The sequence below is a fragment of the Fulvivirga sp. AWR4_260 genome, from assembly GCF_056158185.1.
The window spans coordinates 231,522-250,153 of the sequence record NZ_JBSWSU010000015.1 but is presented as its reverse complement, the minus strand read 5'-3'; the positions used below and the strand labels follow the sequence as shown (position 1 = coordinate 250,153).

At 36.9% G+C, this 18,632-nt stretch carries 10 protein-coding genes; all 10 read left to right on the top strand.

Annotation, left to right across the window (positions count from 1 at the left end):
• The first annotated feature begins 1 nt into the window (after position 1).
• Positions 2-1,729 carry a tetratricopeptide repeat protein gene (locus ACXACQ_RS07530; protein WP_474975318.1) on the top strand — a complete coding sequence of 576 codons (1,728 nt, stop codon included), beginning with the start codon at positions 2-4 and terminating at the stop codon, positions 1,727-1,729.
• Positions 1,722-2,477, top strand: a complete 756-nt coding sequence (lolB1, locus tag ACXACQ_RS07525; RefSeq protein ID WP_474975317.1) for a lipoprotein insertase outer membrane protein LolB1 — start codon at positions 1,722-1,724, stop codon at positions 2,475-2,477. The genes ACXACQ_RS07530 and lolB1 overlap by 8 nt, the downstream gene beginning before the upstream one ends.
• Positions 2,464-3,651 carry a murein hydrolase activator EnvC family protein gene (locus ACXACQ_RS07520; protein ID WP_474975316.1) on the top strand — a complete coding sequence of 396 codons (1,188 nt, stop codon included), beginning with the start codon at positions 2,464-2,466 and terminating at the stop codon, positions 3,649-3,651. The genes lolB1 and ACXACQ_RS07520 overlap by 14 nt, the downstream gene beginning before the upstream one ends.
• A 223-nt stretch (positions 3,652-3,874) precedes the next feature.
• Positions 3,875-4,210 carry a Sec-independent protein translocase subunit TatA/TatB gene (locus ACXACQ_RS07515; protein WP_474975315.1) on the top strand — a complete coding sequence of 112 codons (336 nt, stop codon included), beginning with the start codon at positions 3,875-3,877 and terminating at the stop codon, positions 4,208-4,210.
• 6 nt (positions 4,211-4,216) lie between these two features.
• Positions 4,217-5,641, top strand: coding sequence for an Asp-tRNA(Asn)/Glu-tRNA(Gln) amidotransferase subunit GatA (gene gatA / locus ACXACQ_RS07510; protein WP_474975314.1), 1,425 nt, complete (start codon positions 4,217-4,219; stop codon positions 5,639-5,641).
• On the top strand, positions 5,638-7,110 hold the full coding sequence (locus tag ACXACQ_RS07505; RefSeq protein WP_474975313.1) for a lytic transglycosylase domain-containing protein: 1,473 nt from the start codon (positions 5,638-5,640) through the stop codon (positions 7,108-7,110). Before gatA ends, ACXACQ_RS07505 begins: the two co-directional genes overlap by 4 nt.
• 115 nt (positions 7,111-7,225) lie before the next feature.
• Entirely contained in the window at positions 7,226-8,305 is a 1,080-nt protein-coding gene (locus ACXACQ_RS07500) for a DUF4837 family protein (protein ID WP_474975312.1), read from the top strand.
• A 168-nt stretch (positions 8,306-8,473) separates the two neighbouring features.
• Positions 8,474-10,765: an NADP-dependent malic enzyme gene (locus tag ACXACQ_RS07495; protein ID WP_474975311.1), complete on the top strand. Its 2,292-nt coding sequence runs from the start codon at positions 8,474-8,476 to the stop codon at positions 10,763-10,765.
• Positions 10,749-11,342 (top strand): Holliday junction branch migration protein RuvA, encoded by a 594-nt coding sequence (gene ruvA / locus ACXACQ_RS07490; protein WP_474975310.1) that lies wholly within the window; start codon positions 10,749-10,751, stop codon positions 11,340-11,342. The genes ACXACQ_RS07495 and ruvA overlap by 17 nt, the downstream gene beginning before the upstream one ends.
• A 16-nt stretch (positions 11,343-11,358) precedes the next feature.
• Positions 11,359-18,588 (top strand): T9SS outer membrane translocon Sov/SprA, encoded by a 7,230-nt coding sequence (sov, locus tag ACXACQ_RS07485; RefSeq protein WP_474975309.1) that lies wholly within the window; start codon positions 11,359-11,361, stop codon positions 18,586-18,588.
• Positions 18,589-18,632 lie beyond the last annotated feature (44 nt).

Below are 18,632 nucleotides of genomic sequence, written 5' to 3'. Positions count from 1 at the left end.
GATGGGCTGGAGGAAATTTAAATTCATACACGTAATAAGTTTTATATTATTTGCTTCAGCCTTTGTTTACCACCCCTCCTTTGGTCAGAAAGCTAAAGTCAAAAACGCCTCTAAGCTACAGGAAGCAGAATTTTACTTCACTGAAGGCGAGAAATATTTTATTCTAGAAGACTATGCCAAAGCATTAGTTTTATTTAAAAAATCGCTAGACACACAAGGAGATAATGCTACTGTATATTTCAAAATAGCTCAAATATATGCAGCTGGGCACGAACTAAATAAAGCCGCTGCTAACATAGAGCAAGCCCTAAAACTTGACAGCAATAACAAATACTTTTACATACTTGCTGCAGAAATTTACACAGAGAATGGAAACTTTAATAGGGCCGCAGAAACTTATGAATCATTAATATCCAACATAGAAAATACCAACCAGTATTTACTAGAACTAGCTTCGATATACCTTTACTCTCAGAAATATGATGAGGCCATAAAGACGTATGATAAATTAGAGGAAATTTATGGCATAAATGAAGAGATAACCGAACAAAAGCAAAAAATATACTTACAGCTAGGCAACACCGAAAAGGCTCTTGAAGAAGGAGAAAAACTCATAAGTGCCACCCCTGGAATAGAGCAATACCTACTCAAGCAAGCTGAAATATTGTTAAATGCAGGAAGAGAAACCGAAGCCAGAGAAATATTAGAATCAACTTTAAAAAAAGCACCTACGCACACCAGAGCCCGATTAGTGCTTTCTGAACTAGAACGAAAAGAAGGAGACATTGAAAGCGCAATAGGCAACTTAAAAATAGTATTTCATAGTACAAGTCTTACGGCCGAAGAAAAAATTCAACTCTTAGCAGAATACAGAATTATCTTTAATAAAGAAGACCTTAAAAACTACGGACTTGAATTAGCACAAATATTAGTAGAGGTACATCCTGAAGTAGCAGATTCTTATACTATTTATGCAGACTTACTCCAAACTATAGGCGAAAACAAAAAGGCTAAAGATGCCTACCTTAAATCATTAGAGCTTAACCAAGGTAACTTTGCTGTATGGCAAAATGTGCTTCAGCTATATTTACAAGAAAATAAGCTTGACAGCGTACTAATGCTATCAGAAGATGCCCTCGAGCTATTTCCTAACCAAGGCTCGCTGTACTATTTTAATGGCTTGGCTAATTTTCAAAAAAGAAACTACCAAGAAGCAGTATACGCATTAGAACAAGGAAAAAAACTAAGTTCTGCTAACCTTGCATTGGTTAGCGTGTTTAATAGTATACTAGGAGATGCATACAATGCCCAAGAGGATTTTAGTAAATCTGATAGAGCTTATGATGCTGCTCTAGATTTTGATCCAGAAAACTACAGTGTTCTCAATAACTACAGTTATTACTTAGCACTAAGGAAAGAAAATTTAGAAAAAGCCGAGAAAATGGCAGCCAAAGTAGCAAAGTACAACCCAGATAATGCTACTTACTTAGATACGTATGCCTGGGTGCTATATGTAAGAGGTAAATACAGAGAAGCTAAGAAAGTAATTGAACAAGCCATAAACACCAACACAAACATAACTGCCGTATATTACGAACATTATGGAGACATTCTGTTTCAATTAGGCAAAAAAGAAGATGCCGTAAAACAATGGCAAAAAGCAAAAGAACTAAACTCTAATTCTAAACTGATAGACAAGAAAATAGCTGACCAAAAATTATATGAATAAGAACATTCTTCTACTGTTTATCTGCAGTATCGTTATATTTTCATCTTGTAGTAAAAAAACATCTGGTATAAGCTGGAACTTCCTAGACAAAAACAAACTCGAGGTACAAGAAATGGATTTCGAATATTTTTCAGGAAAAGCGAAAATCAACTATAAAGATGATGAACTAGACCTAAAAGCAAAGGCCAATATTCGTATAAGAAAGGACAGCTTAATTTGGATAGCTTTTTCTGCTGTAGGAATTCAAGGAGCACGCTGCCTCATCAGTCAAGACTCTATCACCATAGTAAACCTTATGAAAAAGGAATACTACGTATTTAACTACGATTCCTTAAGCAAACAATTCAACTTTGATGTCAACTATAAATCCATACAATCATTAGCACTTGGAAATTTAGTAATGGACAGACAAAAAAGTGACAACGTTAATAAACGTGACGATTATTATGTGTTAAAGCAAAAGTCAGGGTCGGTTAGCATTGAAAACTTTGTAAACCCAAAGACTATGAAAATTGAAAGAGTTGAAATGCTTGAAAAAAGCAGTAAAAATTCGGCTGTAGTTCGATACTACGACTTTCATATGATAGATGGTCATGCATTTCCCTATTCCGCCATTTTATCTGTATTTTACCAAAGCAATAAAGAGCCATTAAATACAGTTATTGAATTTGAATATAATAAAGCTGAAATTGAGGATAAAGAATTAAAATTCCCTTTTAGTATTCCTAAGAAGTATGAGCGTAAGTAAAAATATTGCCATTTTATGTTTTCTCTTATTTTTTAGCGCTTCAGCTTATGCGCAAAAGTCAAAAGAACAGCTTCAAAAAGAAAAGCAAGAGAATTTACGCAAAATAGAAGAGGCTGAAAAAATTCTTTCCGAAACCGCAGGCAAGAAGCAAAACACCTTGGGGCAGCTCAATGCACTAAGTCAGCGTATCAAAACCCAAGAAGATTTAATAGGTTCTATTAGAAAAGAAATAGACCTGCTAAATGAAGAAATTGAAGAGAACAACCAAATTATTGCGTCTCTTCAAAATGACCTTGATGCATTAAAAAAAGAATATGCAGCCATGGTATATGCCGCTTACAAATCTAACCAGGGTTATAGCAAGCTCACCTTCTTATTTTCAGCCGAGAGCTTCAATCAGTTTTTGAGAAGACTAGAATACATGAACCAATATAGTGAGGCTCGCAAAAAGCAGGCTACTGAAATAAAAAAGGTTCAAGAAACACTCGGCTCTCAAATTACAATTATTGAAAGTAAAATGTCTGAGAAGAACATTCTACTGGCCGAGCAACTTGCTGAAAACAGAAGTTTAGAGACATTAAAATCTAAGCAAAACAACCTTATCTCTAACCTTCAACAGCAGGAGAACAAGCTTAAGAAAGACCTAGAAGACAGACGCACCGCTGTAGCAAGGCTAGATAAAATCATCAATGATTTAATAAAAGAAGAAGTAGCTAAAGCAAAACTTGCGGAGAAAAAAGATAGCGAAGCAAGTATAAAACTATCCAACCAATTTGCTGACAATAAATCGAAACTACCATGGCCAGTATCGGGTTTCGTGTCTCAAAAATTTGGAAGGCAAAACCACCCCGTACTTAAGGGCATAGTACTTAATAACACAGGTATATACATCCAGACAAAGGAAAACGAAAAAGTAAAATCAGTATTTAGTGGTGAGGTAAAGACTGTAGCATTTGTTCCTTTAATAGGAAATACAGTTTTAGTAAACCATGGAGAGTACTTTACCGTATATGCAGGCCTAAAGGATGTATTTGTTAAAAAGGGACAAAAAGTAAGTACCGGCCAAGAAATCGGAAATATTTTAACCAACAAAGAAGGAGTTTCTGAGCTGAAGTTTGAAATTTGGAAAAACTCTCAGGCCACGGATCCACAACAATGGTTAAATAGAAACTAAAGCGAACTTTTTCTGTTTCATTTGTCTTTTATATCCAATAAACACTTTCACTCATGGTTATTTTATGTATATCTTTGCGTGTATCACGTTTACATAAAATAAAACTGCTGTAAGGTTTTTATTATTAAATGATAGGAATAATTAAATGATTAAGCATACATTTAAGATTCCAAAGTAAGCAAGAATACTACATGTTAGTTGATCTAATAAATAACATATTACAATGAAAAGCATACTAGCAATTGGAATGCCCGGAGGATGGGAATGGATTATTATAATCCTTGTTGTTTTGATATTTTTTGGCGCTAAAAAAATACCTGAATTAGCAAGAGGTCTGGGTAGAGGTATCAGAGAGTTTAAAGACGCTACTAACGAGATCAAAAGAGATATCGATGACTCTAGCCGAAGAGACGAAGAAAAAAGACGCGAAGAAGACTACAGAAGACGCGAAGAAGAGTTTAGAAGAAGAGACGAAGAATATAGAAGAAGAGACTTGGCTGAAGGTAATAGAGATAAAGACATTGTAAACTCACCTAAAGTAGAGGCTGACAAAAACTAAATTCCTTTGAAACATTACACTTCTTTAAGTCAAATTCAAGAAGACTTAAAAAACGGTAAAGTCACTTGCAGTGACCTGGTAGAATATTATCTAGAAAATATCAACACCAATAAGCATCTCAATGCCTTTTTAGAGGTATATGGAGAAGAAGCCAAGGCAAAAGCTATTGAGGTTGATCAGAAGATAAAAACAGGTAAAGCAGGCAAGCTTGCAGGCATGGTAGTAGGCCTTAAGGATGTACTATGCCATCAAGATCATGGCTTACAAGCTGCAAGTAAAATTTTATCTGGCTTTGAATCGCAATTTAACGGCACAGCCGTGCAGAGATTAATAGATGAAGATGCCATAATCATCGGCAGAAACAACTGTGATGAATTTGCTATGGGCTCATCAAACGAAAACTCTGCCTACGGCCCTTCATTAAATGCCGCAGATCCAGAAAGAGTGCCTGGTGGTTCTTCTGGTGGTTCTGCAGTAGCTGTTCAAGCCAACATGTGTCTTGTTTCTTTAGGCTCTGATACAGGAGGCTCTGTAAGGCAACCGGCCGCTTTTTGTGGTGTTATTGGGTTAAAACCAACATACTCACGCATATCACGACACGGCCTCATGGCTTATGCATCTTCTTTTGACTGCATAGGCATATTAGCAAAAAACATCTCTGATGTAGCTATAACTTTAGAAGTAATAGCCGGAGCGGATGATTACGACAGCACAGTTTCTTTGAATCCTGTACCTGAGTACTCAAAAAGTTTAGCTCCGGAAAAAAAATATAAAATAGCTTACATAAAAGAAACGCTAGAAACTGATGGCATCAATGATGAAATCAAAACTCATACTATGGCGGCTCTTGATAAGCTAAAAGATAACGGGCACGATGTAGATGTAGTAGATTTCAAACTGATTGATTATCTCCTACCTACTTATTATATACTTACTACTGCAGAGGCGAGCTCTAACTTATCTCGCTACGATGGTGCTAAGTATGGCTATAGAAGTCCGGCAACTACGGATCTAGAATCCATGTACAAAAAGTCGAGAAGCGAAGGCTTTGGCCATGAAGTAAAAACCAGAATAATGCTTGGTACATTTGTTTTAAGTGCCAGCTACTATGATGCTTACTACACCAAAGCTCAAAAAGTTCGAAGACTTATAAGAGATGAAACTAAAAAGATACTTTCACAGTATGATTTCATTGTGCTTCCTACCACTCCTACTACAGCATTTAAGCTAGGAGAACATAGTGAAGACCCAGTAGAAATGTATCTGGCAGATATTTTTACTGTTCAATCATCTGTAAGCGGTCTACCTACCATTTCAATACCGAACGGAAATGATGCAGGTGGTTTACCTATTGGTTTACAAATTGTAGCCAATGATTTTCAGGAAGATAAACTATTAGCATTTTCAGAATATTTAATCCAGCTCAATTGAGGAAAGGTATTATTTCAACCATTTTGATGTTATGTGCCGGCAATATTTTTGCTCAGCATGACACCTTACTTTTTGATCTTTCTATTTTTGACGACACTGTAAGTGTAAAGCACGAAACAGCTATAGAAGTAGAACCAACACTAGATCTCTCGGTATTCGAAAAAGACACACTAGACGACTATTATTTCCCTGCAGATGATTACGAATTCATTCCTGGTGAAGCCAGCTTTGATGTAATAAAAGACAGGCTGTCTTGTATAGAGGGCGAAATTCCACTGCATTATAATAACAGCGTACATGCTTTTGTTAACTATTTTGCAGTAAAAGACAGAGATTATACGCGTATGATTCTAAAGAGGAAAAATGAATATTTCCCTCTTTTTGAAAAGTATCTAAAAAAATATGGTATCCCTGAAGAGTTGAAATTTCTCTCTGTTGTAGAATCAGGCTTAAACCCCACCGCAGTATCTAGAGCTCAAGCTGTAGGTTTATGGCAGTTCATGTCATTTACAGGTAGACACTTTGGGTTACACCAAGATTGGTACATGGATGAACGGATGGATCCTGAAAAATCTACAGAAGCTGCATGTAAATACCTGAAGCAGCTTTACGGGATGTTTAATGATTGGGAGTTAGCTATTGCAGCGTACAACACTGGCCCCGGCAATGTTCGTAAAGCGATCAGGAGATCTGGCTATAAAAAGACATTTTGGGAAATCTACCCACATCTGCACCGCGAAACAAGAGCATATCTACCACAGTTCATAGCTATTGCATACATTATGAATTATGCCAATGAGCACAATTTCATAGAAGAAAATCAGCAGTATGCTATGGAAGTAGACACTATCCACGTATCAGATTATTTACATTTTGAAACTTTCGCCAACCAGGTAAACCTTTGTTTAGATGATTTACAAAGACTAAACCCTGGTTTAAAAAGAAGTGTAGTACCTCCAAATGTTTCTGGTTATGCCTTAAAAATACCTGCGGATTTAAAAGAATTGTTTGAAGCCAACAGGGTAGCTATCTTAGACTCATCATCTAAAGTAGGTAAAAAGGAACTAGAATACTTAGCAAAAAACACTATTGGCAGCACTTATGGGCGCGATAAAGTTGTATACAAAGTTCGATATGGCGATGTTTTGGGTTTAATTGCTCAAAGATATCACGTACGAATCTCAGACATAAAAAAATGGAATAACCTGAGAGGCAACACCATTAGAGTAGGGCAAAGGCTAGCCATATGGCAAAACGGAAGTAGCAGCACTCCTTCTTCTAGTCCAAGTTCTCCTCCTAAGCTTATAGCAGCAGCTAATGGAGCTAAAATGTACGTGGTTCAGCCAGGAGATACATTATGGGATATTTCCAGAAAGTTTGCGAACTTGAGCATTGACGACTTAAAGAAATTAAATCAGTTAAAATCTAACGATATTAAACCCGGACAAAAACTAATTGTTAGTAGATAAAGGCTTTAGCCTTCCTGAGTCCTTTTAAATACTGATTTAGATCATATTATAAATATTGTTAATCCGTGACTTTTGTAAGGTTGCGGATTAATAGTTTATACAGACAGCTAATAACATGAGATATTTAATTATTGCATTAACCATTGTTTCAATTTGGGGATGTTCCGGTAACGGAAAGCAGAAAAACAAAAACCTTTTACCTGTAGCTAGTGGCAGAGCTGGTGACATCATTCTGGTGATGGACTCAACCGAGTGGAACGGAGCACTAGGAAAAACCATCAGGACCACATTTAATGAAGAGGTTTCTGGTCTTCCTAGAGATGAGAAAATGTTTAAAATAAATTATGTAGATCCTAGCAAATTAACAGGCATTTTGAAGTCTGTCAAAAACATGATCTTCGTAATGACCTTGGAGGATAAACATAGAGGTTCAAAACTGGTACGAAATTATTTTTCTAAAACGTCCATAGAAAAAATACAAAAAGACCCCAATCTTTTTGTTCACCTTGCTGACGATGAATTTGCTCGTAACCAAAAGGTAATGTACTTATTTGGGCAAACCTCCGAGCAATTAATTAATAAAATCAAAGAAAATAAAGACAGACTTCAAGAGTACTTTAACAAAGCAGAAAGAGATCGCCTCGAAAAAGGTTTGTTTAAAGCCAAAGAGGTAAAAGGAAGTGAAGACATGTTGGTAAAAGACCACAATTGTTTTATGAGAATCCCTTTTGGGTATCAACTCGTGGTTAATGAGCCTGGTTTTGTTTGGTTTAGACAAATCAATGCTGAAAGTGATAAAGATTTATTCATCACCTACAAAGAGTACACTTCTGAAGACGCTTTTACTCAAGAAAACCTGATTGCTTACCGAGATTCTGTGGCCAACAAGCAATTATTTGAAGATCCTGAAGATAAAAACACCTTCATACTTACAGAAACAACTGTCCCTTACATTCCTGTAACCACGGAACAATTGACCATGAATGGACATTATTCTATGAAAATGAAAGGTTTGTGGCGTACCAATAATATTTCAATGGGAGGACCTTTCATTGGTTATCTCATATTAGATGAAGAGATGAACAGGCTTTATTACATAGAAGGTTTTGTTTACAGCCCCGGTAAAGATCAGAGAGAATTTATGAGGGAGATGGAAGTTATACTATCAACTTTTAGGACAAAAGAGAGTAAATAATCTTCTGGCGCGTAGCCATTTATTTCGTAACTTTAGCGCCTAAAATATAATAGGCTGGATCAAAAGCATCTTAAGACTGTATTTATACATTTGACTGACAATCAATCCGATATAATTGATTGTTAATGATTCTTTTGACTCAGCCTTTGTTATTAGAAATAAAATCTCATGGCAATAAAAATTAGAAAAGAAGACGCGCTAAACTACCATTCTCAGGATCAACCTGGGAAAATAGAGGTAGTACCTACAAAATCACTTAGTTCGCAACTAGATTTGGCTTTAGCCTATTCTCCTGGAGTAGCAGAGCCTTGTAAAGAAATAGAGAAAAACCCCGAAGAATCATACAAGTATACTGCAAAAGGTAACTTGGTGGGGGTTATATCCAATGGAACAGCCGTTTTAGGCCTTGGTAACATTGGAGCCGATGCTTCAAAACCAGTAATGGAGGGTAAAGGAGTTTTATTCAAAAAATTCGCTGGTATAGATGTTTTTGATATTGAAATCAACGAAGAAGATCCTGATAAATTTATTGAAATAGTAAAATCTCTTGAGCCTACTTTTGGAGGCATCAACCTTGAAGATATTAAAGCTCCTGAGAGCTTTAAAATTGAAACAGAGCTTAGAGAGAAAATGAACATTCCAGTAATGCATGATGATCAGCATGGCACAGCCATCATTTCGGCATCAGCATTACTCAATGCCCTAGAAATAGTTAACAAGAAGATTGATGAAATTAAAATCGTTGTTAACGGAGCAGGGGCAGCTGCCATTGCCTGTACTAAAATTTACATGGCGCTGGGTGCTAAAAAAGAAAACATTATCATGTGCGATAGCCGAGGTGTTATCAACAAAAAACGTGACAACTTAGATAGCACTAAAGCAGAATTTATAACTGATGTAGACGTAGATAGCTTATCAGAAGCTATGAAAGGTTCAGATTTCTTCCTTGGTCTTTCTGTAGCTGACTGTATTACACCTGAAGACATCAAATCAATGGCAGACAATCCTATTGTATTTGCACTAGCAAATCCGTCTCCAGAGATAGAATATAACTTAGCCATGAGCACTCGCGAAGACATTATTATGGCTACTGGTCGTTCTGACCACCCTAACCAAGTAAATAACGTATTAGGATTCCCTTACATATTTAGAGGTGCACTAGACGTAAGAGCTACAGCTATTAATGAAGAAATGAAATTAGCTGCTGTACACGCCATTGCCGACTTAGCTAAAGAACCAATCCCTGAATTGGTGAGCAAAGCATATGGTGATAATAAAATGCAATTCGGAAAAGAATATTTAATTCCTAAGCCATTAGATCCTCGTTTAATCACTACCATATCTCCTGCCGTAGCCAAGGCTGCCATCGAGAGCGGTGTTGCCAGAACAGAAATCACTGATTGGGAAAAGTACCACTTTGAATTACAAAAGCGTATTGGTATTGATGAGAAATTAATGTCTCGTGTTATCAACCGTGCTAAAAAAGATCCTCAAAGAGTAGTATTTGCTGAAGCTCATGATCTTAAAATCTTGAAAGCAGCTCAAATTATTCAGGATGAAAAGATCGCCTCTCCTATCTTGTTAGGAAATAGGGAACTGATACAAACGCTGATTAAGGAAAATAACCTTGAGTTATCTGAATGCACCATCATGGATGCATCAGAAGAAAATGATCGTATTCAAAAATTTGGTAAGGCATATTACGAAAAACGCAAAAGAAAAGGAGTAACGCTATATGAAGCTACGAAACTTATGCGTGAGAGAAATATGTTTGGCAGCATGCTTGTAGAACATGATGAAGCTGACGCACTTATTTCTGGTCTTACAAAAGATTACCCTAAAACTATACTTCCTGCACTTCAGATCATAGGCATGGAGCCAGATGTAAAGAGAGTTGCTGGTATGTATATTATCATGAACAAGAAAGGGACATTCTTCTTCTCTGATACCACCGTTAATCTAGACCCTACCCCTGAAGAACTTGTAGACATCATAGGCATTACAGCTAAAGGTGTTAAATTCTTCGATATGGAACCTAGAATAGCCGTACTATCATATTCTAACTTCGGTTCTAGCAAAGGAGAAGTGCCTGCTAAAGTTCAGAAAGCAGTAAAATTAGCCAAAGAGAAATTCCCAGAATTAATTATTGATGGAGACATTCAGGCTAACGTAGCTATAGATACAAAAATTCAACAAGCAAACTATCCTTTCAGCGAACTAGCTGACAAAGGAGCTAATACTTTTATATTCCCTAACCTAGCCGCAGGTAATATTGCATATAAGCTACTAATGGAAATTGGTGGTGCAGAGGCTATAGGCCCAATATTACTTGGAATGAAAAAACCAGTGCATATTCTACAACTTGGTAGTTCTGTGAGAGAAATCGTTAACATGACCGCCATTGCTGTAGTAGATGCGCAGCAATATCATAAAAACCAGCATAATGATAACTTATCTTAAAGGTAAATTAGTTTTTAAAGACCCTACTTATGTAATTATAGAAGTCAATGGAATTGGTTACCACGTAAATATCTCATTGCAGACATTTTCCGAAATCAAGGACAAGGAGAACATATTATTACATACTTATTTACATATTAAAGAAGATTCGCATACACTATACGGATTTTCAGAAGAGGCTGAGAAAAAAATGTTTCTCAGCCTTATTTCCATTTCCGGTGTTGGCCCCAGCACCGGTTTAATGATTCAATCTTCATTATCTTCTGATGAATTAAAACACGCCATCGTTAATGGAGAAGTGAAGACCATACAAGGAGTGAAAGGCATTGGTAGCAAAACTGCTCAGCGTATTATCCTAGAATTACAGGATAAAATCAAAAAAGAAAATTTATCTACCGGATTACCTGAATTAAAGAACGCAGCACACAATACTATTCGTTCTGAAGCGTTATCCGCCTTGATAACCCTTGGTATTAATAAACCAGCGGCCGAGAAAAGTGTTGACCGAATATTGAAAGCATCGGGAAATGCTATTACTTTAGAAGAACTGATTAAGCTCGCATTAAAAAACGCCTGATAATAAGTTAGTAGTTTTGATTATAAAGAGATTCAATAAATCACTAATAGCCGTACTATGCGCTGTAGGCTCTAGCGCGGCTCTGACTCATTCTGTCAGTTCCAGCAACCTAAACCTAAACCTGGAACCTGTAGATTTTTTTCCTGTACAAGAACCCGATACTACTAAACGGGATACTTTAGAGGAGGAAAAACCGTATACCCCTACAAGAAGACCCACCTATCAGCAAAAAGATAGGTATGGTGATCCTTTTAGTAGTAATACGAGTAATTCACCATTATTGTTACAAGATCCGTCCAATCTTCAGATGGAAGTTGAAATAGATACCGGAGGTACCTATACTGTGCATGAGCGACTTGGAGATTTTGACTACAGGCCTCCTACTGAAATGTCGTTTCAGGAGTACAAGCAATATCAAGAGCAACGTCAGTTAAAAGAATACTGGCAAAGCAAATCTGCTGGTCTTGATGGAGAAAGTGCAGTAAGTGGAAGAAACCTAATACCACCAATCTATATCAGCCCCATATTTGATAGGATTTTCGGTGGTACTTATGTGGAAATCATTCCAAGAGGTTTTGTTACTCTTGATTTCGGAGGTAGATGGCAACGAACTGCCAACCCTACTTTGCCTATTAGACAGCAAAGAAGTGGCGGGTTTGAGTTTGATCAGCAAATAAGCATGAACGTAGTGGGTAAAGTAGGAGATAAACTACAGATCACTGCCAACTTTGATAACAATAACTCATTTGACTTTGAAAATAACTTAAAAGTTGAATACACCGGCTATGAGGAAGATATACTTCAAAAACTAGAAATTGGTAACGTAAGCTTACCTCTAAACAACAGTTTGATTTCCGGAGCACAAAACCTATTTGGAGTAAAAGCCCAATTGCAATTTGGAAATTTGTATGTAACCACTGTCGCTTCAACACAACGAGGAAAATCTGAATCTATAACTGTTGATGCTGGCGGTGCTCAGGGTAAAGAATTTGAAATTAAGGGATCTGACTATGATGAGAACAGACACTTCTTTTTAGGTCATTTCTTTAGAGATAACTACGAGGCATGGGTGGCAACACTCCCTAATGTTAATTCAGGGGTTTCTGTTTCTAAAGTAGAGGTTTATGTAGTAAACAGAAATAACAATACCCAAACGTTGAGAAACGTAGTGGGACTTATGGATTTAGGTGAGCCTTTAACTGATAATTTATACGACCAAACGCTGGCAAATCCTGCGTATTCAGGAGAAGCTACCGATAATGATGCTAACAGTTTATTCGCATCCCTCACTTCTGGCAATATCCCGAGAGCCTCTGACCAGGTTAATACCGCATTAGAAAATCAGCTAGGACTGGAAAATGGCCTTGAATACGAAAAAATAACCAGTGCCCGTAAACTAGACCAAACAGAGTATACCATCAACTCTAGACTAGGGTATATTACTCTTGCTCGCAAGTTGCAGTCAGATGAGGCCTTAGCGGTATCTTATCAATACACCTACAAAGGTCAGAACCATAAAGTGGGAGAATTAAGCTTAGATTATAGCAACTTACCTGAAAACCAAGTAGTATTCTTAAAGCTATTAAGACCTAAAAAAATCAACATCGAAGACAATAGTGGTAAGCGTATTCCTACTTGGGACTTGATGATGAAAAACATATATAACCTTAACGGGTCCAATATTGAGGAACCCGGTTTTGAGTTAAGAGTTATATACAGAGATGATAATACCGGTATTGACAACCCTCAATTACAAGAAGGAGCTACAGCTAGTACAAAGCCCCTTATTAGAATATTAGGGTTAGATAAACTAAATCAAAGTGAAGATCCACAACCTGATGGTAACTTTGATTATGTAGAAAGTGTGACAATAGACCCAACTAATGGGCTTATCATTTTCCCTTACCTAGAACCTTTCAATACGCCATTGCGAAATGAATTTAACAATGACCCCGGGGGCAGACAGGAAAGTTTGATCAATAAATACGTTTATTCTGAGCTATATAATAAGACAAAGGCGGATGCCCAACTAGTAACAAACAAAAACAAATATGTTATTGCTGGTAAATATCAGGCTGGCTCCTCTAACGAAATTGTAATACCCGGATTTAACATTGCAGAAGGTTCTGTAAAAGTATATGCAGGAGGATCTCCACTAATAGAAGGAACCGATTACCAAGTAGATTACACTTTCGGAAAAGTAAACATCATTAACGAAGGAGTACTCAACTCAGGAAAAGAACTTACTATTTCTTATGAAAAAGCAGATCTATTCAATTTCCAGTCGAGAACATTACTCGGAACCAGAATGGATTACAAAGTGGATGATGACATTACCATAGGAGCTACTTTATTACACCTTAATGAACGTCCTCTCATTTCAAGGGTAAGTGTAGGTAGTGAACCTACCAGAAATACTAAATATGGTTTCGATGTTAATGTCCAAAAAGATTCACGATTTTTAACTAAGATGCTTGATAAGCTTCCTTTAATTCAAACCAAAGAACCTTCAAGTATTACATTTAATGCAGAGTTTGCTCAATTAATACCCGGAACATCTAATGTGGTAGATGGAGAAGGCACATCGTACATCGATGACTTTGAAAACACGGCAACTCCTTTCTCTCTTAGTAATCCATCGAGCTGGAAACTAGCATCTACGCCAAAAACCGCAGATAACAGGTTCAATGGCAATAACCCTGACGACCTCAGCTTTGGGTACAGAAGAGCAAAATTAGCTTGGTACACCATTGACAACCTTTTCTATAGAAACGACAGAAGAAAACCTGATAATATTAGTGACGAATACCTTGAAAACAACTACATAAGGCAGGTAATCCCACAAGAGATATTTCCAAACCTCGATGCAAATGTAATTAACATCCAACGTACATTTGACATGGCTTACTACCCTGCGGAACGTGGCCCTTACAACTTCAACGAAACCGAGACCAACGGTGAAGGTGTATTTACAAATGCTGCCAGCATTAGAAATAACTGGGGTGGTATGACTACAGCTATCAAATCAGAAGTAGACTTTGATAAAGCAAATATAGAATATATAGAATTTTGGTTAATGGATCCGTTCATCAGTGGCAACAATGGTAATATTGATGATGGTAGAGGCAACAACAGACCTAACACTACGGGTGGTGATTTATACTTTAACCTAGGTAGTATATCAGAAGACATTATTCCTGATGATATTCACGCCTTTGAAAACGGCCTACCTGCCGAAGGTTTCGACTTAGGAAACCCTGTGGGAGTAGTAGAAAAAGCCCCTTGGGGATTTGTTACCGATCAACAGTTTTTAACTAATGCTTTTGATAACTCTACGTCATCCAGACCTAATCAAGATGTTGGTTTCAACGGCTTAAGTGATGATAAAGAAAAGCAATATACTCCGTATCCTAATAAATTCAGACAATTGAACGATCCGGCAGCGGATAACTTCAACTACTTTTTAGGAGATGAGTTAGACTCAAGAAATGCGGGAATTCTAGAGAGGTACAAAAACTTCAATGGTGTAGAGAATAACTCTCCTGTAATATCCAACTCCAACAGCCTTTACACTGCTTCTGGATCTAACCTTCCAGATAATGAAGATTTAAATGCTGATAATACCCTTAACGATTTAGAAGAATATTACGAATATAAGGTAGACCTTAACCCTAATGGTTTAACAAATAACAAGTACGTGGCCGATCAGGCTACCGATCCTAAAACAGGGGCAACTTGGTATTTATTCAGAATACCGGTTAGGCAACCTTTAAGAACGGAAGGAAATATATCGGGATACAAGTCTATCAAATACTTAAGAACGTACCTTACTGACTGGCAAGAGCCAGTAGTATTAAGGATGGTGAACTTTAGGTTTGTTTCTAGTAGATGGAGACGCTATACTAACTCATTAAAAGATGCCCGATTTGGTGAAGTAGGAGAGCAAGAAGACTATAGTAACCTTACCGTATCAGTAGTAAATATAGAAGAAAATGGCGCCATAGAGTCTAATACTATTCCTTATGTGGAACCTCCTGGCTTCACAAGAGATAGAGATAACACTTCTAATGTTGAAAGAAGGCTAAATGAGCAATCTTTACAGCTTTGCATTGAAGATCTAGAAGATGGAAATGCTAGAGCAGCTTACAAAGAAGTTTCGTATGATCTTATCAATTATGGTCGTATAAAAATGTTCTTACACGCTCAAAGTGATGATGCCTCTGATGACGAACTAACCGCGTTTCTAAGGTTAGGATCTGATGTGGAGAATAACTATTACGAAATAGAAGTGCCCTTAAAACTAACATCTACTGGTACTGCTAATCCAGAACTTATTTGGCCATCAGAAAATGAAATAGACATTGATATGGATGAGCTCTATGCCTTGAAGTCGGCAAGAGACAGAGAAGGGATAGCAAAAACAGAGATTTACCCACTAGACGGCTCTAAGCAAGTAGGTAACAACCGCATTAGACTAAGAGGTAACCCAGACATGAGTGCGGTAACTTGGCTAACCATAGGGGTTAAAAACCCAAGATCGAATGGTGTAAGCAGAAATGTGTGTATTTGGGCGAATGAACTCCGTGTAACTGACTTTGATAGAACAAAGGGCTGGGCAGCTAATGCTACCTTAAATGCTAAACTTGCTGATTTCATTAACGTAACAGCCACAGCAAGACACACTACCTATGGTTTTGGAGGTATACAATCAAAAATTTCAGAACGAACAAGAGAAGAAACTACTTCTTACGATGTATCTGCTAATGTTACTTTAGACAAGTTACTGCCAGAGCAATTAGGACTGAAAATACCAATGTATGTTAGTTACGAAAAAACTACCATCAAGCCTAAGTTTGATCCGGCCAACCCAGATATAACATTAGATGCAGCCTTACTAAGCTTTGAAACAGAACAGGAACGAAACGAATATGAGGCAATAGTAACTGACGAAACCACAAGAAAAAGTATAAACTTCACGAATGTTAGAAAAATAAAAGTTAACCCAGAGGCTAAAAAGCATATTTATGACTTTGAAAACTTGTCATTTACATATGCTTATAGCGAAATGCTAAGGACTAACTTTAACTTGCAACAGCAATTGCAGAGGAGTTTCAATGCTGCCGTGGCATATAACTATACCTCGCAGGCAAAACCAATTAAACCATTCGAAAACTTAAAATTCTTAAAATCACCTTATCTGCAGTTGATCAAAGATTTTAATTTTAATCTGCTGCCTACTAACATTTCAGTAAGAGGTGACTTACAGAGAAATTTCCAAAGAACGGTTTACAGAAATACAGATAATATTGACACACAGACTAACCTTGAGAAGGCTTTTTACTTCAACAGGTCGTACAACGTACAGTGGGACTTAACTGAAAACCTTACTTTAGACTATAGTGCAAAGGCATCTGCTATTATAGATGAGCCAGAGGCTGATCCCGATGGTGGTTTTATTCCAGGCACTAATGACTATGTTACTCAGAAAGAGTATAGAGATTCAGTTGTTACTAACTTGAAAAACTTAGGTAGGATGAAGAATTTTGACCAGAGTGTAAGCTTAAATTATCACTTGCCTCTAGATAAAATTCCTTTAACAGATTGGATCAATACGGATTACAGGTATCAAGTTAGCTATGGCTGGAAAGCAGGCCCTTACTATGCTGTGGATTCTGTAAGAGAAAGTTTGAACTATGGTAATACTATTCAAAATAGTAGAGACAACACAGTAAGTGGAAAGTTGGACTTAGTGAAATTATACAATAAAATTAATTTCCTGAAGGAGGTTAACTCTCCTAAAAATCAATCAAGAAGAAGTTCTTTAAGACCAACAACTAAATCTCAGGCCGACAGCACAGAAACAGCTAAAGCAGAAAATAAAGGAGTTAAAGGATTCTTTAGATTCCTAATGGCTGTAAGATCAATCAATGCTACATATACTTTAAGAGAAGGTACCTTCTTGCCTGGCTTCACCCCTACTCCATTCTTATTTGGTATGGATAGTAGCTTTAATCAACCCGGCATACCGTTCATATTAGGTTCTCAAGACCCTAATATTAGAACTAAACTGGCAGCTGATGGATATATAACCAAAAATCCTGACCTTACTACGCCATTTAGCCAGACCAGAACGGTAGACTATAATATAAAAGCCAATGTGGAGCCTTTCAAAGACTTTAAGCTGCAACTCGATTTACAAAAAACTAAGAGTTCATCCTACGAAGAAATCTTCAGTTATGACCCTGATGATGACCAATATATCAGTCAGGCGCAGCTAAGAACAGGAGCCTATTCCATATCATTCCTATCAATAAAAACTGCTTTTAAGAAAGATGATTCTAATAATAACTCTCCTGTATTTGATGATTTTGTTAAAAACAGATTTGAGATACTAAATAGGTTTAGACAAGAAGCAGGTGTAGAATATGATACTAACTCTCAAGATGTATTGATACCGGCATTTATTGCTGCCTATACAGGAAAATCTGCCAGTAGCACTGATCTTTCGCCATTCCCAACTACTCCTCTTCCAAACTGGAGAGTTGATTATGCTGGGTTGGGCAAAATCCCTGCCCTTAAAAAGGTTTTCCAATCAGTGAGTATTACTCACGGTTATCAATCTGATTATACAGTATCAAGCTTTTCTAGTAACCGTGAAGACTATTCTACAGGCTTGGAGTTAAATAATAATATTGAATCATATAACAGAACAAGGTTTGCTCAATCTATAGACGGTACATATAACCCTATTTATATTATAGAGCAAGTAGTAATAAGAGAGCAGTTTTCGCCCCTAATTGGTATTAATGTTAGAACTAAGAGTAGGTTAACCGCTAAGGCTGAATACAAAGTAGCGCGTGACCTCGCACTTACTACTACCAACCACCAAGTAACAGAAATGAAGAGTAATGATATAGTATTAGAATTTGGTTTTACTAAGGCCAACTTTAAACTGCCATTCAAAAATCAAGGGAGAGTTATTTCATTGAAAAATGATTTAACGTTCAGATTTAATTTCACCATTAGAGATACTAAAACAATTCAAAGAAAAATAGACGAGCAAAGTCAAGTAACTAATGGCAATTTAAACCTACAAATACGACCAAATGTTAGTTATGTGCTAAATGAAAAACTAAACTTACAGTTTTACTTCGAACGTAATATTAATGAGCCCAAAATCTCAACAAGTTACAGAATATCAACTACAAGGGTAGGATTTCAATTACGCTTTAGTTTAGCGCAATAAAAATTTTAGCATTACGAAAAAGAATGTATTTTTGAGACCACACA